Annotated in this window: 21 protein-coding genes and 2 pseudogenes; 7 read left to right on the forward strand and 16 right to left on the reverse strand. The window is 64.9% G+C overall.

Going from position 1 to position 19,307, the window contains the following annotated elements:
• Positions 1 to 15: 15 nt before the first annotated feature.
• The 13 genes from AC1DYK_RS23620 to AC1DYK_RS23680 all read right to left on the reverse strand — a co-directional run bounded on the left by AC1DYK_RS23620 (position 16) and on the right by AC1DYK_RS23680 (position 12,279).
• Positions 16 to 1,923, reverse strand: coding sequence for a type IV secretory system conjugative DNA transfer family protein (locus AC1DYK_RS23620; protein WP_478168508.1), 1,908 nt, complete (start codon positions 1,921 to 1,923; stop codon positions 16 to 18).
• Positions 1,889 to 2,887, reverse strand: coding sequence for a P-type DNA transfer ATPase VirB11 (virB11, locus tag AC1DYK_RS23625; protein ID WP_478168509.1), 999 nt, complete (start codon positions 2,885 to 2,887; stop codon positions 1,889 to 1,891). The genes AC1DYK_RS23620 and virB11 overlap by 35 nt, the downstream gene beginning before the upstream one ends.
• A gap of 103 nt (positions 2,888 to 2,990) precedes the next feature.
• Positions 2,991 to 4,376 carry a type IV secretion system protein VirB10 gene (gene virB10 / locus AC1DYK_RS23630; protein ID WP_478158574.1) on the reverse strand — a complete coding sequence of 462 codons (1,386 nt, stop codon included), beginning with the start codon at positions 4,374 to 4,376 and terminating at the stop codon, positions 2,991 to 2,993.
• Positions 4,373 to 5,203 carry a TrbG/VirB9 family P-type conjugative transfer protein gene (locus tag AC1DYK_RS23635; protein WP_478088494.1) on the reverse strand — a complete coding sequence of 277 codons (831 nt, stop codon included), beginning with the start codon at positions 5,201 to 5,203 and terminating at the stop codon, positions 4,373 to 4,375. Before AC1DYK_RS23635 ends, virB10 begins: the two co-directional genes overlap by 4 nt.
• Positions 5,200 to 5,922 (reverse strand): VirB8 family type IV secretion system protein, encoded by a 723-nt coding sequence (locus AC1DYK_RS23640; RefSeq protein WP_478088496.1) that lies wholly within the window; start codon positions 5,920 to 5,922, stop codon positions 5,200 to 5,202. Before AC1DYK_RS23640 ends, AC1DYK_RS23635 begins: the two co-directional genes overlap by 4 nt.
• A gap of 155 nt (positions 5,923 to 6,077) precedes the next feature.
• A complete protein-coding gene (locus tag AC1DYK_RS23645; RefSeq protein ID WP_478168510.1) occupies positions 6,078 to 7,154 on the reverse strand; it encodes a TrbL/VirB6 family protein in 1,077 nt (358 codons plus the stop codon).
• Entirely contained in the window at positions 7,144 to 7,386 is a 243-nt protein-coding gene (locus AC1DYK_RS23650; RefSeq protein ID WP_478168511.1) for a hypothetical protein, read from the reverse strand. The genes AC1DYK_RS23645 and AC1DYK_RS23650 overlap by 11 nt, the downstream gene beginning before the upstream one ends.
• A gap of 16 nt (positions 7,387 to 7,402) precedes the next feature.
• On the reverse strand, positions 7,403 to 8,137 hold the full coding sequence (virB5, locus tag AC1DYK_RS23655; protein WP_478092454.1) for a P-type DNA transfer protein VirB5: 735 nt from the start codon (positions 8,135 to 8,137) through the stop codon (positions 7,403 to 7,405).
• Positions 8,130 to 10,646 (reverse strand): VirB4 family type IV secretion/conjugal transfer ATPase, encoded by a 2,517-nt coding sequence (locus tag AC1DYK_RS23660; RefSeq protein WP_478168512.1) that lies wholly within the window; start codon positions 10,644 to 10,646, stop codon positions 8,130 to 8,132. Before AC1DYK_RS23660 ends, virB5 begins: the two co-directional genes overlap by 8 nt.
• Positions 10,643 to 11,023, reverse strand: a complete 381-nt coding sequence (locus AC1DYK_RS23665; RefSeq protein ID WP_478092458.1) for a VirB3 family type IV secretion system protein — start codon at positions 11,021 to 11,023, stop codon at positions 10,643 to 10,645. Before AC1DYK_RS23665 ends, AC1DYK_RS23660 begins: the two co-directional genes overlap by 4 nt.
• A gap of 11 nt (positions 11,024 to 11,034) precedes the next feature.
• A complete protein-coding gene (locus AC1DYK_RS23670; RefSeq protein WP_478092459.1) occupies positions 11,035 to 11,295 on the reverse strand; it encodes a TrbC/VirB2 family protein in 261 nt (86 codons plus the stop codon).
• Between the two features lie 44 nt (positions 11,296 to 11,339).
• Positions 11,340 to 11,642 carry a hypothetical protein gene (locus AC1DYK_RS23675; protein ID WP_478092461.1) on the reverse strand — a complete coding sequence of 101 codons (303 nt, stop codon included), beginning with the start codon at positions 11,640 to 11,642 and terminating at the stop codon, positions 11,340 to 11,342.
• Between the two features lie 64 nt (positions 11,643 to 11,706).
• Positions 11,707 to 12,279: a hypothetical protein gene (locus AC1DYK_RS23680; protein ID WP_478168513.1), complete on the reverse strand. Its 573-nt coding sequence runs from the start codon at positions 12,277 to 12,279 to the stop codon at positions 11,707 to 11,709.
• Between the two features lie 306 nt (positions 12,280 to 12,585).
• On the opposite strand from AC1DYK_RS23680, the gene AC1DYK_RS23685 reads away from it, so the two are divergent.
• The 4 genes from AC1DYK_RS23685 to AC1DYK_RS23700 are packed head-to-tail and all read left to right on the forward strand — an operon-like array spanning position 12,586 to position 14,940.
• Entirely contained in the window at positions 12,586 to 13,368 is a 783-nt protein-coding gene (locus tag AC1DYK_RS23685; protein ID WP_478168514.1) for a ParA family protein, read from the forward strand.
• 2 nt (positions 13,369 to 13,370) lie between these two features.
• Entirely contained in the window at positions 13,371 to 14,288 is a 918-nt protein-coding gene (locus tag AC1DYK_RS23690) for a ParB/RepB/Spo0J family partition protein (RefSeq protein ID WP_478158576.1), read from the forward strand.
• 3 nt (positions 14,289 to 14,291) lie between these two features.
• Positions 14,292 to 14,648, forward strand: a complete 357-nt coding sequence (locus tag AC1DYK_RS23695; RefSeq protein ID WP_478158577.1) for a hypothetical protein — start codon at positions 14,292 to 14,294, stop codon at positions 14,646 to 14,648.
• Positions 14,635 to 14,940, forward strand: coding sequence for a TrfB-related DNA-binding protein (locus tag AC1DYK_RS23700; RefSeq protein WP_478158578.1), 306 nt, complete (start codon positions 14,635 to 14,637; stop codon positions 14,938 to 14,940). The genes AC1DYK_RS23695 and AC1DYK_RS23700 overlap by 14 nt, the downstream gene beginning before the upstream one ends.
• A 76-nt stretch (positions 14,941 to 15,016) precedes the next feature.
• On the opposite strand, the gene AC1DYK_RS23705 is transcribed toward AC1DYK_RS23700, so the two are convergent.
• The gene (locus tag AC1DYK_RS23705; RefSeq protein WP_478158579.1) at positions 15,017 to 15,655 is read right to left on the reverse strand and encodes an H-NS family nucleoid-associated regulatory protein; all 639 of its coding nucleotides are present in this window, start codon (positions 15,653 to 15,655) and stop codon (positions 15,017 to 15,019) included.
• Between the two features lie 65 nt (positions 15,656 to 15,720).
• Entirely contained in the window at positions 15,721 to 16,749 is a 1,029-nt protein-coding gene (locus AC1DYK_RS23710; protein WP_477650627.1) for a tyrosine-type recombinase/integrase, read from the reverse strand.
• Between the two features lie 320 nt (positions 16,750 to 17,069).
• Here AC1DYK_RS23710 and AC1DYK_RS23715 point away from each other — a divergent pair, with 320 nt between their 5' ends.
• Positions 17,070 to 18,200, forward strand: coding sequence for a PDDEXK nuclease domain-containing protein (locus AC1DYK_RS23715; protein WP_478168515.1), 1,131 nt, complete (start codon positions 17,070 to 17,072; stop codon positions 18,198 to 18,200).
• Between the two features lie 75 nt (positions 18,201 to 18,275).
• Positions 18,276 to 18,481: pseudogene (locus AC1DYK_RS23720) on the forward strand (transposase domain-containing protein); the annotation flags it as partial.
• 205 nt (positions 18,482 to 18,686) lie between these two features.
• Here AC1DYK_RS23720 and panD read toward each other — a convergent pair.
• Positions 18,687 to 19,087: pseudogene (gene panD / locus AC1DYK_RS23725) on the reverse strand (aspartate 1-decarboxylase).
• 139 nt (positions 19,088 to 19,226) lie between these two features.
• Here panD and AC1DYK_RS23730 point away from each other — a divergent pair.
• Positions 19,227 to 19,307, forward strand: an 81-nt coding sequence (locus AC1DYK_RS23730) for a transposase (RefSeq protein WP_478168519.1), incomplete at its 3' end; no start/stop codon positions are given.

The raw sequence follows: 19,307 nt of genomic DNA on the forward strand, positions 1-19,307 counted from the left end.
CTCCTGCGGCCGTCGTCAGTCGAGCAGCTTCGAGATGAAGCTGTCGGCTGCGGCCTTGATCTCGGCGTCGGTCATCGGTCCCTTCGGGATCTCGACATCGTCGAAATCCAGGGAGAAATCCTCGAGGTCCAGGTCTTCGAGGCGTGTCGGATCGACTTGCATGTCGGGAACCTCCTTGGCAGCGTCGTGGGCGCCTGGGTGGGCAGGGCGAGGGGGGCGGGGGCCTGGCGCCATCCGCAGTCGCGTGACGCTCGCGATGTCGAGCAGGGGCACTTCGGGCGGCGGGCGTTCCCGCTTGGCGAAGAAGCGGTCGCGAAAATAGTAGACGCGGTGCGCGAGCACTGGGCGAAGGCCCTCGTAGAAGAGGATCATCCGGTTCGTCCCCAGCTCCTTGACCTCCTGCGGCAGCAGGAGCCGCCGCGGCTGCTCGCTGATGCTCACGGTCGGCGACTTGCCGGCGCCGCCCCACATGGGGCGGCTGATGTTCTTCTGCCGGACCGTGCAGGTGCCGAGTTCGCGCGACACCGCCTCGGCATCGTCGAACTCCTTCGGCGGAAAGACGATGCGCGCGGCCAGCATCTTGCGGATCGATTTCGCCCCTTCGATCCCATACTTCTCGATCAGCTGCGAGTTCGACTGCACGATGATCACGGTGCGCACGTTGTAGCCCGGCAGGAAGGCGGTGGACTCGGCGATCACCGGAATGCGCCCGAGCGCCGGGAACTCGTCCAGCATGAGCAGCAGCTGGAGTTTGAGCGCCGGGTTGTTTTCCGGGAGCTCGCGCGTCTGCAGGCCGATCGCCTGCTGGAAGAAGAGGTTCAGGAGTGGCTGCAGTCGCGCGATGTTGTCCGGGTTGATCTGGACGTAGATCGAGATCGGGCGCTTGCGCAGTTCGCGCAGGTCGAAGTCATTGGCAGACGTCGCCGCGTCGATCATCGGGTTGAGCCAGAGGTCGAGCCGGCTCGTGAAGGTCTTGCGGATGCTCGAGGCGGTGGTCGGCGCCAGGTCGATGACGTCGTAGAGGCTCTGCACCGTTTCCTGGGAAAGCGGGTAGCCGGCACGTTCGCAGGCATCGATCACGCGCTTCCAGTGCTTCTGGAAGCCTTCGTCGTCGCTCGCCATGCCCTGGCGCAAAACCTCCCCCAGGGTGCGGGTCGCGCCCTCGGTCTCGAACAGGTACAGCGCGATCCCGAGAAACAGCGAGCGTGCGGAGGAGGTCCAGAACGGGTCGCCTGCGTGCGGGTCCGGAAAGAGCATCGTGCCGATGCGCTGCAGGTCGTCGATGCAGCGGTAGGGCACGCTCGAGACGTAGCCCAACGGATTCCAGCGCGCGGATCGTTCGCGCTCCGACAACGGATCGAACAAATGCACCTCCTGGCCATGCGCCGCGCGGTAGCCGGCCGTACGCATGAAGTTTTCGCCCTTGATGTCACTGACGATGGTGGAACCCGGCCAGTTCAGCAGGTTGGGGATCACCAGGCCGACGCCCTTGCCGCTGCGCGGTGGCGCCTCCAGTTCGACACCCTGCTGGCCCGGCAGCACCAGGTAGCGGTTGCCGAGGCGCCCGAGGATGATGCCGTGCTCGCCGAGCAGTCCGGCTCTCGCGATCTCCCGCTTCGTCGCGAACCGTGCGTCGCCATGCAGGGGTCGGCGGCGCGACAGCATCGCGAAGCCGACCACACCGAACGCAAGCCCCTGGCCACCGGCCAACGCCATGATCAGCGCGCGCCGGATGTCGGGCCGTTCGCCGTAGCCCTGCCAGTAGCGCCAGGCGGTCAGCGGCGTGGCCTGATGGGGCGGCAGCTTCACGGCCATCAGGAAGAAGTAGCCGGCCAGGTACAGGCCGACCACCGCCGCGCACAGCAGCGCGACCGTCACTTTCAACGGGCTACGCAAGGCCTCTGAGCTTGGTTCCAGGGTCATGCCAGATCTCCGTCACCATGCGCCGCTGGCGGTCGCGCGCGCACTGCACCACCACATCGATGCTCAGCTGCGCCAGTTCGACCCCCTCGCGGGTGCTCATGCCCTGACCCGCGTCGCTGCGCTTCATGAGCTGCGCGAGCGCCACGAAGGCCATCTGGGCGCTGTCCGCATGTACGCTCGTGATCGAGCCCGGGTGGCCGGTGTTGACGGACACCAGGTAGTCGTACACCTCGTCGCCGGTGCGCAGTTCCGAAACGAAGATGCGGTCGGGCCGCTGCCGCTTGGCGCTCGCGAGGAGTTGCCCCGGCGTGATGGCCGCCTGCCCCTGGGCACCCTGCGAATAGAACAGCCGGACGTGATTCGGCTGATTGCGCAGCGACAGCTCCTTGACGTCCTCGATCGTGACCAGGCGCTCCTCCGGCGGCACCTCAAGGATCAGTGCCTTGCTCAGTGTCGTCTTGCCGGATCCAGTGGCACCGGACAGCAGGATGTTCCTGCGCAGCTGCACGGCGCGGCGCAGGAAGCGGACGATCTGCCGCTCGCCCAGCAGTTGCATGAGCTCGCGATCTTCCGGCGAGGGAACCGTGCCGGTTGCGACGGGACAACAGGCAACCGGGACGCTTCGAGTCGACTCGAACATGCCCAGCCCGTCGAGCTCCTCCAGGCTCCAAAGCACGTTCGACGGGCGTCGGATCGTGATCGAGACGGTGTGGTCTTCGGTAGCTGGCGGCAGCACGATCTGGATGCGCTCGCCGCCGGGGAGAGTGGCCGACAGCAGCGGCTCGCTCGCCGAAATGCGCTGACGCGTGAAATTGGCCACCAGCTTGGCGATCGACATGCACCAATCGAAGGTCGCGAAGGGCAGCGGCTCGCGGGTCCATCCGGTCTGGCGCTCGACGAAGGCGCTGCCGGGTTGGTTGATGCAGATCTCGGTGACTTCCGCATTGTCGAGGAGGGCGCACAACGGTCCGAGGAAGAGTGCCAGTGACGACGGCTCGTCGTGGACAGGCTCACCCCGGCCCGCACGCCTCGAGAAAGCGGGAGTGGCGATCTCGGGAAGGACCGTGTCAGGGGCGGTCTGGATCGCTGCGGAGTGCATAGACGGCCCTGAAATCGACATCGCGCGCAACTAGGATCTGGATGCGCTCGCCCTGGTTCTTGATCACAGTCGGCGGAATCGACATGGTGTTGCGAAGCACCTCGGCGATCACGTCGCGGCTGCCCTGCGGGCCGAGCACCACGCCGCCGCCACTGCCGACGTTGGTGCCGCTCTGCTGATTGGCGACGATCGCCTGCATGGTGCCGTCGATCACGGACAAGAGGATCGCGGCGCCGAAGCGCTGCCAGAAGTGGGTATCGACAAAGCCGGGCAGGCCGTTGCGTCCGAGCTCGTCCGTGCCGGGGGACGCAAGCTGAACGACGACGCCCGTGGGCGTGCGCGCCTCGTTCCACACCACGAAGACACGCCCCTGTCCCTGGCGAGGCTCGCCGCGCTGCTCGCCGACGAACTTCGTTCCGCGCTCCAGCAGCACCACCTTGCCGTCGGCGCCATAGATGTCGCTGGCGCCGATGCAGGTCGTCATGCCTTCGTAGGTGGAATCGATCGCGGTCTCGAGCGTGCAATCGATGAACGCGCCCTTGGGGAGTAGCATGCGGCGGGTCGGCAGCAGCTGCGCGGTCACGGCCGGCGTCGGGGTCGGCTTCAGCATCGCCGCCAGGGTTCCACCGCCTCCAGACGGAGAGGTTGTCGGCGCCTGGAGGGAACCGAGCAGCTGGGCCATTCCGGGGGTCATGCCCGGTGCCGTGGCCATTGGCGAGATCCCCGGCATCTGCGGCGCAGCGGCGAAGGCTCCAGCTGCGGGCGTGTTGGCCGCTCCAGTTGCGGAGGTCGTCTGCGCGCGGCGAAGGACCGGGATGCCAAGCTGGCGCTCGAGCGCCAACTGCTCGGGGGTCTTGTCCGGCGGACCGCCACTGCTCGAGGTGGCAGGCGGAGGCGGAGGTGGCAACGCCGGCGATGGCGTGCCGGCCTTCGTCGCCGACCGGGCGATCGGGGGATCGATGCGGCCCAGCGGCGGCACCTTCATTTCGCCGGCCGCGCGAGCTGCGGCTGCCTTTCGGGTGGATTCCTCGGCGTCCTTGGTGCGGGAATACTGGGTGTTGTAGTACCAGAACAGGAAGCCGGCCCCGAGAAGGACGATGGTGCCCAGTGCAAGGCTGCTGCTCACGCGCGACTGGATCGAGCGCTCACGGTTCACCGAGGGGATGGCGCGCTCGCCCTGCACCGTGTGGGCCTGCGCATTCCCGGGCGAGGATTCGTCGGATCCCCCTTGCTCGCCGTGACCGGACAGGATCTCCCCGGTGTCTTGGTCGACGGTCGGTGGCTGGTCTTGCGGCTGGCGATCGCGGTTGCCGAGGTCATCCGGCTTGCGTTGGAGGCGATCCTTCCCGTTCATGGCGCGGCTCCTGGCGTGGTGCGCGCTACGCCGGGCACGGTGGTGTTCGAGCGGCTGAGCGCTCCGCCGCCGGCAAACGACTGGTTCACCACGCAACCGACCAGCTTGCCGCGTCGGAGCACGAAGCGTCGAGCGATCCGGTGGATCACGACCTCGTCGTCCTCGATGTTGAAATTGAGCAGCGATTCGGAGCCGTCGTCGTTCTGGACGAACATGGCGGGGAACTCGGACCGCGTCTGGAAGCGAAGCCGGGTCTGCACGCCGTCGTCGTAGGCGCTCATCGGCTTGAGGGTGGTGCTGCCGCAGAACCAGTAGTCGCTGTTGCGCGGGCGCTCGGCGACTTCATTCTTCATGCGAGCCTCTGTCAAGAGCCGCTCGCGCTCGGCGGCCGCGGCCCGGGCGTCTTCTTCCGGATAGGTGAAACGGATGGAATAGACCATGCGACGTGCCGCCTTGCCCGTGGGTGCGGTCGCCGAGACGACATAGTCGAAGTGGTAGGCACGGCGATTGGTGAGCACCGTCAGGTTCGTTGTCGCATGGGCCTCCTTCGGCTTGATGAAGAAGTGATTGCGCTCGGCGCCCACGTCGAAGGCGCCGTTGTCGCCGGACCCGAGGTTCACGAACTCCTCTCCCTCGGCCCACTGCATGTGGATTTGGAATCCCACGTAGCCTTGTAACTCGACCACGTCGTCCGGGTTGTAGGCAACGACGCGAATGCGCGCATCGACGGTACCCGCCGGTGGTACCGTGCCAGCCTCGACGTTTGGCGAAAGGACCGCCATCGCCGTCAAGGCGCCGATGAAGAGGGTCGTCAGGGCCCGGCTCATCGCGTGTCTCCCTTGCCGCCGGGAAGCACGCCCGTCGCCACCTCCGGCTCGCGCCGATACTCCACGACGCGAAAACCCAGCGGATTGAGTGACCGGATCTTGTCGTCCTTGGAGGGCTGCGTGTAGGCGAACTCGATGGTCGATACCCAGTGGCTGGCCTGCTCTTCCCCCGTAGCTCCCGGGCGGGTGAAGCGACTGAAGCGGACCTGGGCGAGCTTGTCCCGGCCGCTCTCGAGCTTGAGGAAGGTCACCGAGCGGATCTGCGTGCGAACGGTCGTTCCGTCCTTGAAGAGATTGAGGGGTGAGAGCGGGTTGTTGGTGTTCCAGAGCGCGGCCCATTCCTGATTCAGACGCGGGGAGTTCTGTGCAGCGACCAGTTCGTAGTCGGCCTCGGCCGTTCCGTAGAAGTACCGCTCGCGGGCGATCACATGGTTCGACAGAAGGTTGCGGGTCACGACCTGCTCGATGTCCGTGGTGCCCTCGTAGGGCGGAACCACATCGACGATGCCGCTGCTGCTGTCGACGCGAATGACGACGGGTATCGGCTGCTTCAGGGGCGTGAGACCGGCAACCGCGGCGACGGCCAGCAATGCGATGACGGAGGCAATGGCCGCGACGGTCCACGCCAGCTTTGAGGATCGAGCCGCGCGACGTGCGCGATCGATCTCCCAGCTCTGGGCCTCCTGCAGGTATCGATCAAGGGTTGGCCCGCGATTCATGAATCGCTCCTCGCATGGATGCATCGGCCTGGGCGTTGATCGGGCTCAAGTCTCCTTCGCACTCGGGCGGCAACGGGGGCCGCGTTCCGCATGACGAGAGCAGCGTGATGATCGAGAGAATCAGAGGGACCAGCCTCATCTTGTCCTCCACTTCTCTAGCGCAGGGTGTTCGGATTGGGCATCACCTGCTCCCGAGGCACTACCGTGCCGCCACGCCTGGAACCGCCGATCCGATCCCATGTGTTTGAGACGCCTGCGCCGAGGCGATTGCCGGCCAACCGGCGCAGTGAGTCCCATTTGCTGCCAGGGTCGCGGCGGAGTCCGTCGAGTACGCCGCGGCCGAACTCGTAGGTGGAGCGACGGGCGCCGCCCATGCCCCAGCCGATCACGCCACTTACGGTGCCATAGGTGCTGAGAGCAACACCGCTTGCGAGCCCTGAAGCGATCGGCATTACCTGCCTCATGACCAAGAACACAAGGGCTGCCGCTAGGCAAACTCTCGCACTTTCCGCAATGGTGATGCCAGTTCCCGACGTAGCGGCATTTGACGCATAGGCGCGTAGCACCGACAGCAAGAGGGCGGAGGTGAAGAGCGTCAGGATTCCGATGAACGCATAGTTTGCGAGCTGCGCAACCCACGATTCAAAGAATCGCTTAGTTGCATCAAAGAAGAGCATGACGATGAACACCGGACCGAGAGCAAGAAGGACGGCGATGGCAACCTTGGATAGGGCCAACATGAAGGCTGTCACCACGACGGACAAACCGACAAGCAGATAAACGAGGAACCCCGCTGCATAGAAGGCGAAGTCGCTGTCTAGGACGCTTCCTTTCTTGAGCAGATGTTCGGCAATCGCGGTTCCGTCTAGCCAGACTTGATCAATCACTCCGACAATCGATGGTGCGCCTATGACTGCCGCGGCCAACTGATCAGGCGCTGTGAAGAAGGTGTTCGTGATGATCTCGTGGTAGCTCCACAGTCGAAGGCCGAAGCCAAGGATGAGGCCAATCACCACGATTCGCCTGATGCCTTCCCAGATGGGTTCTTGTACCCGACCTGTCAGGCATAGGAAGCCCCACATCATCACGTAGATCGTGGCCAGGGTGACGGCTGCGGGCTCTATTGCGGCGGCCACGCGAATCGTGTTCGTACTGACATAGTCAGCGACTTGTATGTTCAGCCAAGCGAAGAATTGAGCGAAAAATCCCACAGCGGCCTCACTACTTTGCATTGCCCAGGGGGATCGGAACGGGTTTTAAGTCTCGGGTGTTCCCGATGCTTTCCAACTTCTTTCGACGAAGGTCCTCGTCGCGGGAGGCAGCCTTGCTCTCTGTAGGCGGATCGACGGTGGTCGGTGGAGTCGAAATAGGAGGCTCTGCCCACTGCTGGACGATGTAGTAAGTACCTCCCGCCGCAACAAGAATGGTGACGGTGACGGTCAGAGGCCATAGGAGTTTGGACATTGAGATTTCTCCGCGACTAGTAGTCGACGATCGCCAGTGATTTGAACGATCCGACGTCAGATACAGAGCGTTCGCGGTTCCGCTGCCGCCGCGCGAGTTCCTCAGACTGTGCAACTTGGTAGAGGCTCTCCAACTTCGTCTGTTCGTTCGTCAACATGCTCTGCTCCGCCTGTATTCGCGCCTGCAGATCCTGGATCGCCTTGGGATCTCTCGCAGTCCCTATCCGATCGACCAGCTGTTGCAACGCGGAGAAGCGCTGGCTGGTGTTCTGGTAGGCCCCCTGGCTCATGGCGCTGAACATGGCGGAAGCCTGGCGGCCTTGCTCGACGACCTGCCGCATCTCCGGACTCAGCGCGCTCATCTGCGAGCTCGAGAGGATGCTGTTGGCACGCATGATTGACTGGATCTGTCCCGACAGGCCCGCGTACCCGCCCGAGGTCGCGTTGACCGTGTTCATCAGTTCGCCGTAGCTGGACGGCAGGTAGTTTCGAGCGATGTCAGCGGTAGGTAGCAGCTGCTCCATGCCACGCGCACCGGTCATGGCGCTGTAGGTCTGCTGGAGCTGAGCGTTGGATTGAGTCAACTGCTCGTACTGGCGCTGCATGCCCGAAAGTTGCTGTTGCCAGGCGCCGAGCTGCTGGATCAGGTTGGCAACGGCGGCCATGTCGATGACCGGGATACCGGCCCTGGCCTGCCAAGGCATCGCGGCCGCGGCGACCGCGAGGATGAGGCCAATGAGTTGTCTACGCATGGTGGTGTTCCTTCGCTGTGGATGCGATCTGGCTGTAGGTGGGGTCGCGGGAGAGCGCGGCTCGAAACTGTGGCAGCCATTGCGCTGGCTCCGGACCGTGCTGCTCGATGACCTCGCGCATCAGGCGCACATTGGCCGTGCGTCCGGAGATGACTTGCAAGGCGTCGTCGAACCCCTGGAGGTCCAGCTGGGCGACCACGCTGACATGGTTCTGCTTGATCAGAAACTGCCGGGAGCCCGGCTCGAGTTCCTGCTTGATCAAGGCGAATTCCCGGTCCGTGAGATTGAAGCCCTGGGTGTATTCCGCGTACTCCGCCTCGGGGTTCGGGAACAGGATCTTGGTCGGGGTCTGCTCCACGATGGCGCGGGCGATCGATGAACCCAGGACGTGGCTGGTGCTCTGAGTGAAGGTGGCGATGTTGGCGTTCTTCTTGCGCCAGGTCTCGAGGCCGTTTTTCGCGAACCTGGCAAAAGCAGGGTCGTTCAGCAGCTTGGCGAATTCGTCCATCCAGCAGACCAGGGGGCGGCCGTCGACCATGCGGTTCACCAGATGGAAGAGATACATCGTGAGCGGGGCCCGGACGATGTCGTGATCGAGGAAATCCGTGACGTCGAAACCCACGAGTGCGTGCTGGTCGAGGATCGGCGCTATATCGTCAATCGGGTTGTCGAAGACCCACGCATAGTCGCCGTGCTCGGCCGCGCACCAGGGCCGCAGGCGGGCATGCACGCCTTCGGGGTCCGTCACGTCGAGGAACGCCGCCAGGCGTGACAGCCGGCGATAGGGCATGTCCAGGCGCAGCGTGCCTCGAAGCGCCTGGTCGAGGTCCTCCTCCTGCCGCACGGTGAGCGTGTCGGCCGGGCTGCGCAGGACCAGCCGGCGCAGCCATTGCCGCATGAAATCCAGGTTGTCGGCCACCCTGTCGTCGAGCTGCAGAGGGTTGCAGCCGGTCGGGACGCCGTTCTTGAGCGGCAGGTAGCGGCCGCCCAGCGCCCGGACCAGGATGTGCAGCCCCTCGTCCTTGTCGAAGATCACCTGCGTGGCGTCGAGCCGGTTGCAGATGGCGACCATGCAGAAGCCGAGCAGGGTGGTCTTGCCGGTCCCCACGGGCCCGACGCCCGTCACATGCCCCACGTCGCGGCGACTGCCGCCATCGGCTCGGCGGGGATCGCTCGCATGCAACGAGAAGTAGAACGGCGAGCCCGCGCGGGTCACGAACATGGCGAGCGCGTCGCCCCAGTAATTGCCTGTCGGCCTCCCGGTCGGGAAATTGTGAAACGGCGACATGCCTGCGAAATTGCGGCTCGTGATCGGCGCCTTGCGCGTCCGATAGGCGAAGTTGCCGGGCAGCTGCGCCCAGAACGCGGCCTCGAGCGCGAGGTCTTCGCGGGCCACGACCATCCCGGTATCTCCGAGGAGGTAGCGCGCCCGGGCGACGTTGTCGTTGAGTTGCTTGAGGCGAGGCAAGCCGTGGGGATCGCCCGTGCCGTCGACGGCATCGGCCAGCACGTGAAGCGTGAAGTGGTGGTCGCCCACGACGAATCGGTTGCTCATGAGGTCGTCGAGCGCATCCTTCAGTTCCTCGGCCTGCGAAACCGCCATGTCGCCGGCAGCGGCCATCCGGTGGTGCTGGCGGCTCATCATGTCGGTGGCCGTCCCCTTGCCGAGGAAAGTGAAGCTCTGGGTGAGCACGAACGGGAACGGCGCGGTCAGTAGCGCGCTGAACATGCCGGGCGCGCTGGGGGTCGGATACTCCTTGATTCCGAGGAAGGCGCCGACCCGGGTCTGGGTGCCGGTCCGGTACTCCATCGCCTCGTTGCCGAAGAAAGGCCGGCTCGTGGCCAGGACCTCGTTGAGCGGTGCCCGCGGCAAGGGCATGCGCTGCCATTCCCCGTTGAGCAGGAGGCCATGGAACTCCATGAGGCTCGAGAAGAGCACGTCGCTGCCGTCGCGGCGGTAGACACCCAAGGCCTCGGGGTCGTAGCGCTCCAGCGCCGCGAGCAGCTCCTGGCGCTTCTTGGCGCATTCGTCCAGCGAGTCACGCATCTCCGCGCGCGCGCCGTCCGGATCGGCCTTCTTGAGGAGGCGCAGCGCGACGTTGCCGATGCGCGTCGGCTGGGGACGGAAGACGAGCGAGACGTAGAGCTCGTTGACCATCAGGCGCTCCGCCGCCATCTGGTGCCGGTAGCGCTCCTCGACCTCCCGCGCGAAGCCGGGGACGGTGCGACCCCGCGGCCAAGCGCCGTCGCGACGCCGGATGACATGGCTCCAGAGCGCCAGGTTGGGCGAGGCGATGTTGCGCCAGAGCACGTTCAGGCGTTCGTGCCAGTTGTTGATGTCCTCGTCGTCCGCGCTCTCGAAACTGGTGCCGGCCAGGCGCAAGGTCTGGACGTAGTCGCCGGCGCGCGTGCGCGCCACGTGCGCATCGACATGGGCGACCAGGGGGATCATGCCGGCGGCACCCGCTTCGCGGCGCAGGAGGCGCTCCTTCTGCAGGCCCAGCGTCATGACGGCCTCCCGGGAAGGAGGACGTGCGCCGGGGGCTGACGCCGGCGTCCGCGCGCATCCGGCAGGTCCAGTGTCAGAGGGCTGTAGGAGTTGGCACGCCAGTGCCGCAGGTTGCCACCGAGCAGCGCCGGCAGGCGCGTGCGGCCCCAGAGCTGCAGCAGGTCGAAGAATTGGGGCTCGTAGAGGCAGACCAGGTAGAGCACGCCATGGATCGGGAGGAAGGCCAATAGCCAGGCCAGGTTCTTCGTCACGATGAAGGACTCGGTCGTGATCACGACGTTGACCATCATCGCGGAGTAGGTGACGCCCCACACCATCGACGGGCGCGTCATGCCGACGAAGAGGGTGTCGGCCACGATGCCCTGATTGCGGTCCATGCCCATTCGCTTCAGACGCCGAACATCCCGCGGATCCACGAGACGATCTGCGGCCCGCCGAACACCAGCACCGTGCCCAGCACGACGCCGACCATCCACCACCAGCTGATGCGGCCGAACCAGGCCATCACGCCGGACACCATCACCGCCACTGCGGCCAGCGGCGTCAGGATCGCGACCAGCTGGCTCTGCGTGGCGTTGGCCCCCGTGGCGAACGGGCTGCCGGCGGCCGCGACCTCGGGCAAAAGTGCTGCGAGCGCAGCCCACAGCAAAAGCTTCGCCGAGAGTCGGGTTCGCGGCCGGCTGTCGTTCCGGTTCAGACCAGGAGTTCGAGCCGGACCAGCGTGCTGCCGATCTCCAGGGTTTTCAGGTGGGTGACCAGCGTGTTCAGGTTGCGGTAGGTCCGCGGTCCGCGCGACCCCATCACCGTCGAGCGGCCGGGGCGCCAGGAGATGCGCGCCTGCAGGTGGTAGCGCCCGGGCTCCCCCTCCACGACGATGAGTTCGTTGACCGCCCGCCGGTGCAGGAAGTCGACCAGCTCGAGCGCGGTCAGCTCGTTGCGGGCGGGTGGCGGCTGGAGCTCCGTGTTCCCCGGCGTGTCGCGACGCATCGTTGCCATGGCTTTCCTTGTTTTCTCGGGATGGCGCAGGATTGTGATCGAGACGGCAGCGGGGCATGGTGCTCTACTCCAGACGGCGGGTGGTGGCGTGGCGCGTGGCGTCGGCGCCCGATGGGGTGGCGAGGGACACGGGCTTGGCGCGGGCGGGCGTGGCCCGGGCGTAGACGTCCCACCAGCGAGCGGCAGGCGGGACGTGCTTGATGGTCGCCGGCTTGGCTTCCGCGGCGGGGAGCTTGGCGGCGTTCGATGCCGGCGGGCCGGGCAGCCCGGCATGGGACTGTGCAGACTCGATTTCGCGCTTCAGCGCCTCGATGTCCTGGAGCAGGCGGGCGCGTTGAGCTTGCGCTTCGTCGGCCCCGACGGTGTCGCTGGCGGCCAGGCGCTCGGCCCGGCGCTTGGCCATCGCCTCGACGGCTTGCAGGGATTGACGCAGTTCATCGCGCAGGATGCGCAGGCGCTCATCGTCGCGTGCCGTTTGCTCGATCGCTGTGACGGCGGGACGCGTATCGGGAACGACCGGCTCCGCGGGTGCCGGCCCGGCGCCGAGCAGAAGCAGGAGCGCGACGCAGCCCACGGCCGAAGGCGCTGCCCAGGCTTTCAACACCGCACCCATGCGTTGACGAGACCCTGCTTCCATGGGCGCACTTCACCACAACGCAAAGGTCACAGTCAAGACGGATTGATAATTTATTTTGCTATGGTTAGCGATAGCACATGTAGACGAGCGATTTGTTTGGGACTACGCTGCGGTCACTGGCGAACAGTGATCGAGGGCCGCTCTGAGAAGTCGCGCGAGACGACGCGACGAGCGAGGCGATGCGTTGATCGTAGGCCCTCGAGATGCGTCACTCAACGGGCCGCGTGCTGTATCGCAGCAAGAGCGGAAACAGGAAGTTTCGCAATTGTCGGTCGAAGGTTCTCAAATGCCGTGAAGGAGCCGCAAATGCGTGTGTTGGTCCTGACGAATCAGAAAGGCGGCGTCGGCAAGTCGACGTTGAGTGTCCTGCTGGCGCAGTGGCTCGCCGAACGACACCGACTGCGCGTGGGCGTGATCGATCTCGATACGCAGGCCAACGCCTCGAAGTCTTTGGCGCGGTTCGGCAGCGGGCGCGAGGCGGCCGAACTCTTCGAGACGCACGGGATCCGACCGATGGCGGCGACGGCAGCTTCCCTCACGCTCTTCGCAGGCACGAAGCGGCTCGCAGACCTCGAGCTCGCCAAACCCGAAATCATCCTTCCCGCCTTCCGTCGGCAGGTCGCGACGCTCAGTGGAGACTTCGACGTCGTTGTGATCGACACGCCACCGTCGCTCGGCCTGCGCATGAGCGCCGCGCTGATCGCGGCGACGCACGTGGCATGTCCCATCGAGCTCGAGGAATACAGCATCGACGGAGTCACCGACATGCTCAAGACGATCTTCGGCGTGCAGCGGCGCTACAACCCCGGGCTGCGCCTGGCCGGGCTCGTGGCCAACCGCTTCAACCCGCACTCTGTGCGCCAGAGAGCTGCGCTGCACGACCTGGTGGCGCACTACAGCGAGTTCGTGGTTCCGGCCAAGATCTCCACGCGTTCGGCCATCCCCGAGGCGCTCGCTGCGGGGGTGCCGCTGTGGCGCCTGGCCAAGAGTTCGGCGCGCGATGCGGCGGCCGAGGTCTCGGCGGTGTTCGATCTTCTCAAGCAGCGCATCGACGGGGCCGATGTGCCGCTGACAGTGCAGGAGGGCTGAGAATGAACAGCGTCGATTCCCTCGACCTCAGCGCCTTGGCCCAGTTCAAGGCCAGCTCGTTGCTGGCGGAGGTCGATCGCTCCCCCAACGCAGTCGCAGGCAAGCCCCTTCAGCTCGAGGTCCTGCAGATCGACTTCGATGTCGCCCAGCCGCGGCGCACGATCAGCGAGATCTCGATCGCGGAACTGGCTCAGTCGATCCGCCTGCACGGCGTGTTGGAGCCGATCTCTGTGCGATCTCATGCCGAGATTCCCGGTCGCTATGTCGTCAATCGCGGCGAGCGGCGGCTGCGCGCCTGCCGCATGGCGGGCCTGGACCGTGTTCCGGCCTTCCTGGACGAACGCCAAGACCCCTACGCGCAGGCGGCGGAGAACCTGCACCGCGAGGACATGTCACCCTTCGACCTGGCGCACTTCATCGCCGAACGCGAGCAGGAAGGGCAGGCGAGAGCGGAGATTGCCCGGCGCCTCGGGAAGCCGCGCTCCTTCATCACCGAGGCCGCCGCCTTGATCGATGCGCCGGCACGGGTGCGTGAGGCCTTCGATCAGGGACGACTCGGCGCCGATTTGCGGGTGCTGTATCGACTCGCGGGCGCCATGAAGGAACGCCCGGTGGAGACCTCCTCGGTGCTGGCGGGCGCGGGTCCGATCAGCCGGGCCAACGTGGACGCGTTGCTCTCGGGTGTGGGCGCTCCTCAGACCGACGCCGCCGGACACGCCGGCGGGGATGCGTCGGCGCGTTCGGCACGCGTCGCCGGTGCAGGTCGGACCGTGTTGGTGGTGGAGCACGGTGGGCGGCGAGGCTCGTTGCGCCTGAAGGCCCACGACAAGGATGTGGGCGAGGTGCGCTTCGGGGATGGCAGCCGCACGCTGGTGCGACTCGCAGAGTTGCGGCCCCTGTGCTGGGCCACCGAGGAGTAGCCAATGAATCACGCCCTGGACGAGACCCATGCGGCTCACCGCGCGCCCAAATCCCGGGCTGCGATGCAGCCGCTCATGCTGAGGCTCCTGGTCGGTTTGTGTGTTGTCGCGCTGCAGGCAGTTCGGATCGCCTGCTGCGCCTTGCTGGTGCTCGTCGAGCCGGTGCTGCGCGCGACGCTGGTGCCGATCGCGTATCTTGGATTCCTCGTGACGCTGGTGTTCGGATTCCTGATCGGCGATCCGCGCTTCCCGCGCTGGGGCATGCTGGCGTTCTCGGTGGGAATGCTGATGCTCTATTGGTTATTCTTGGGTTTGATGAGCCTTTTCATGACCTTGCCTGCGGACCATGACTGTCGTTGACGCCCCGCTGCTGGAGCGCGTGGCGCGCGAGCGCCGTTTCGACGCCCGCACGCTGGAGATCGCGCGGCGGCTGTTCATCGAGAATGAAACCCCGAAAAAGCTCGCCACTGAATACGGGGTCATTCACCAGCGCATCTACGCCATTCGCAAGCTGGTGCAGGAAGCCGTCGAGAGCTACCGGCTGCCCGAAGGCTGGTCCGAGGTGACCCTGCGCGGGCCCGCCGATCTGGTGCGCGCGACAGCCACCCAGTTCGAGGCGAAGAAGCGCGCTCGCCTGCAGTCGACGCAGTAGGGGCGCAAGACCAGAATTAGCAACGGACCGCGGCGAGCTTTCCGAACGCGGTCGGGAGCGGAATGGCGCGGCGTTCTCAGGCTTGCTTCGCGAAATCCTGCAAGGTCTTGCCGCTGTCGAGCGCCGCCTTCAGCCACCCGGGCTTCGGGCCGCGGCCGGTCCACGAATTTCCCGCGTCGTCGCTGTAGTTGATCTTCGAGGGCGCGCGCTTGGCCTTCTTCTCCGTCGATTTGCTGGTCGACGCGTGCGACTGCGCCTTTTCCATGGAGGAAGCGAGACTCGACTTGGAACCGGAAGTCGAGCGGAACTCGTCGATGGAGCGACCTGCGGCGAGTGCGTCGCGCAACCAGCGGGGACGCGGACCGCGGCCCGACCAGTTGTTGCCTGCACCATCGCTGAACTGCGCCGATGCCTTGGCCGGGCGCTTGCCCGCGGACTTGGAAGATCCTGCGCCGGGACCGAGACCAAGGTGCGCAGCCGTCAGGCCGTAGTGCGCGATCGCGACCTTGATGCGCTCGATGACGCCCTGGACCTCGGAGTTGCGCAGGGCATCCGCCTGCTTTTGCAACTGTTCGATCTGCTTCTGGATCTGCTTGTAGGTTTGTGCCATTGCTTGCTTTCTCTTCTTTGAGGTTGAAAGTACTGCGACTCCCTTGGGACGTGATTCTGCCAGTCCTGATGCGAAAGATGATGAATTGGCATGAAGCGTGTTCAATATCCTCGGAATATCCGCAGCATCGCAACTGGTATTGAAAGCCTTTTCAAGTTGGCGACGTGCACTCAGACCACGTCCACCGGGCCGATCACGACGTATTTGTAGCGATCCATGACGGCCACTTCAACGCCTAACCAGCGCGCTACTTCTTCAGGTGTGGTTCCACGTCGTAGTTGCCGCATCGCAAAGGTGTGTCGGAGCTTGAAGGTTCCGCCTTCGTTGTCATCGAGACCTGCCTCCGCGAGCAACTGCCTGGTTGCCGCGTAGTGGGACTGCTTGCTCCAGGGCTTGCCCGTCCCCGTTGCTGGAAGCAGCATGTCGCCCGGAATCTGTCGTTCCGAACGAACCCGGAGCCAGTGCTGCAGGAGTTCGCCGGCCCAAGGGGCGATCGGAGTCTCGCGCGCTGGCGCGTCGCCGATGGCGGGTATCGAGATCTTCCACGGCCGATCCCGCACGCGGCCGCCTCGCGAGATCGGCGAATCCAGCGTGAGCGCACGCACCTCTGCGGGTGTTAGCCCACCACCCAGATGCAGCGCGACTGCAACGCGATTACGTAGTTCCTGCCAGGTAAATGCTGCGTGGGCATCACGCCGTGCGCCGCTGGCACCGGGGCGAGGGCGCGCGTTGGACAGGAACGCGATCAGGTGCTTCGCCTCGGCCACTGAAAGGAATTCTGGCAACGGGTCGCCGCTGGCGGCTTCCGCATAGCGCACCTGCGGGTTCTCGGCGAGCCAGTCGGACGCCGCCGTGTTCGGCGCTTCGTCCGACTGCGCTGCGTGGTGGCGCAGCACCCGGTCGATCAGGCGCAACAGGCGAAGGGCGTGCCGGGGGCTGAGGGAAAGGTCTGGGCTTTTCATGCCGAAGCGAGCTGCCTGGAAAGCCTGCAGATCCCGGGCGTCGAGCGACTTCAGCGTGACGGCTGGCGACTGGCCCAGACACCAGCCCATGAAACCGCGCCACATCTCGCGGTACACCTCGATCGATCCCGGCTGCCGCAGGGCGCCGGCCGCGCGCTGGTCGGCGAGCCACTGCTCGAAGGCATCGAGCAGGCCCCGCTGCGCTGGCGTTTCGTCAAAAAGGGAGAGGGAGGACATTCTATAAATATACTAACGGACCAGGCGTTTGATTTCAAGGCTTGTTTTGAGTTCAAAGGTGCTTTCTGAGACAGTGTACGGTTCACACAATTCGCTGAGGCTTTCCGTTAGTACATTAACTAATAGTCGCCGCGGATGTCTGTTGCTGCTGGCCGATGGGACGGCGAGCCTGGTTGTCGAGGCGCCACTCGCGCAACAGCTCATCCGTCGCGATATATGCTGACGCAGATGAACCTGACGCGCATCCTGGAAGCTCCGCCAAACTTCGACCGCAGTGCGCAGTTGAATCGACAGGTCGAAACCTTGATTGAGAAGCTGCCATGACGGCTATGACACCCGACCCGCCTGAGTACGCAAGCGTCCACGCCGACATCGTTGCACTGCTGGAGGCTGCCCGAGCGGCCGCCGCGCGTACCGTCAACGCGCTGATGACCGCCACCTACTGGGAGGTCGGCCGACGCATCGTCGAATTTGAGCAAGGTGGACAGGAACGCGCCGTCTACGGCGAAGCCCTGATCGAACGCCTGTCCGCCGACCTGTCAGCTCGATTTGGCCGTGGATTCAGTCGGCAAAACCTGTGGCAGATGCGGCTCTTCTACACGACTTGGTCAGCAGACCAGATTCCCCAGACACTGTCTGGGGAATCTGTCGGTCGCGCAAAACTCCCGACGGTGTCTGGGACATCTCCCAACCTTCCTGCTCTCACTCGAACTTTTCCGCTCCCCTGGTCGGCCTATGTGCGCCTTCTGTCGGTCAAGAGCCCGCCGGCCCGTGCCTTTTACGAAACTGAGGCGCTACGCGGCGGCTGGTCCGTGCGGCAACTCGATCGCCAGTTCTACGAGCGCACAGCACTATCCAACAACACGTCGGCGATGCTGGCGAAAGGCGAAGTGCCCCAGCCTGGCGATGCCATCACGCCCGAGCAGGCGATCAAGGACCCGTTCGTGCTCGAGTTCCTGAGCCTCAAGGACGAGTATTCCGAGTCCGAACTCGAAGAGGGCTTGATCCAGCACCTGGCCGACTTCCTATTGGAGTTGGGCGACGACTTCGCTTTCGTCGGCCGGCAACGACGGCTACGCATTGACGACAGTTGGTTCCGCGTTGACCTCTTGTTCTTCCATCGCCGACTCAGGTGCCTACTGATCATCGACCTCAAGGTCGGTAAGTTCAGCTATACCGACGCTGGGCAAATGCACCTGTACCTCAACTACGCCCGGGAGCATTGGACAAGGCCTGGCGAGAACCCACCAGTGGGCCTGATTCTTTGCGCGGAGAAGGGCGCTGCTGAAGCGCACTATGCGCTTGAGGGATTGCCCAACAAGATTCTGGCAGCCGAGTACCAAACCATACTGCCAGATGAAAAGCTACTGGCTGAGGAATTGGATAAGACGCGGCGTGAGTTGCAGGCTCGACGGATCGGAAAAGGGCGAGGGCGAAAAGACAGTGAATGAGAGCCTGCTTCGACAGCGAGTGCCGACGGTAGAAGGCCACGACTTCCTGCCCGACATGGGCAGAATGACCCTGTGATTGCAGTTGGGCGCCGAGCATGGCTGTTCGCCGGCATCGCGCTCGCCGGTCAGCGTGCCGCGATCGTGATGAGCTTGGTGAGTTGGCCAAGCTGCACGGGCACGATCCGTGGGCCGACCTCAATGATGTCCCGACCCGGCTGCCCACGCAGTTGAACCGCCGCATCGAAGAACTGCTTCCCCACAACTGGCATCCCGCGCGCTGAGCACGCCGCCGCTACGGCGGCGATGCTCGTCCGCCCGTCAACTATGGGACTGCCAGCCGCTTACCCTGCGCTGCTGCCAAGAATGGTTGGCGCCGATGGGTGTGTGCATGCGAAGAATATGAAGTACTGCGAAAGGCCTCGCCTTGCGCGACTGGAGTTGGAAAGGTCAATCAGTCCGCAGCGAACCGGAGAGGGGCGCCAGTGCTCAGGCCGCGACAGCTTCGCTCGAAGCGGCCTGCACGGGGATCTGGGCGCGCTCTTCCTTGATGCGGTTGGCGTCGTCGACGACTCCAGCCTCGGCCGATGCGCCGCCACCTGCTCCTCCGGCACCAGGCCGAAGGCCGCGATGATGATCAGGTCGCCCACCGCTGCACGCCGAGCGGCCGAGCCGTTGACCGAGATGATGCCGGTGCCACGCTCGCCGCGGATCGCGTAGGTGACGAAGCGCTCGCCGTTGTTGATGTTCCAGATGTGGACCTGCTCGTTCTCGGTCATGCCGGCAGCGTCCAGCAGGTCTTCGTCGATGGCGCAGGAGCCTTCGTAATGCAGTTCACAATCGGTGGCCGCGACACGGTGAATCTTGAATTTGAGCAGGGTGCGGAATATGGTAAGGAAGCACTTTCTCTCGAATACGGAAGGATGAGGGGCGCCTCAGCCGGCTGGCACCGCGGCGATGCTGACCTGCCCCCTCCCAGCCGTACCAGCGTAGTGGCAGCGAAGTCCGTCAACTTGGAGAATGACGGACATGAGAAAGAGCAGATACACCGAGGAGCAGATCATCGGTTTCATCAAGCAGGCCGAGTCCGGCTTGCCGATCAAGGATCTG

The sequence above is a fragment of the Variovorax sp. P2_H12 genome, from assembly GCF_056403395.1.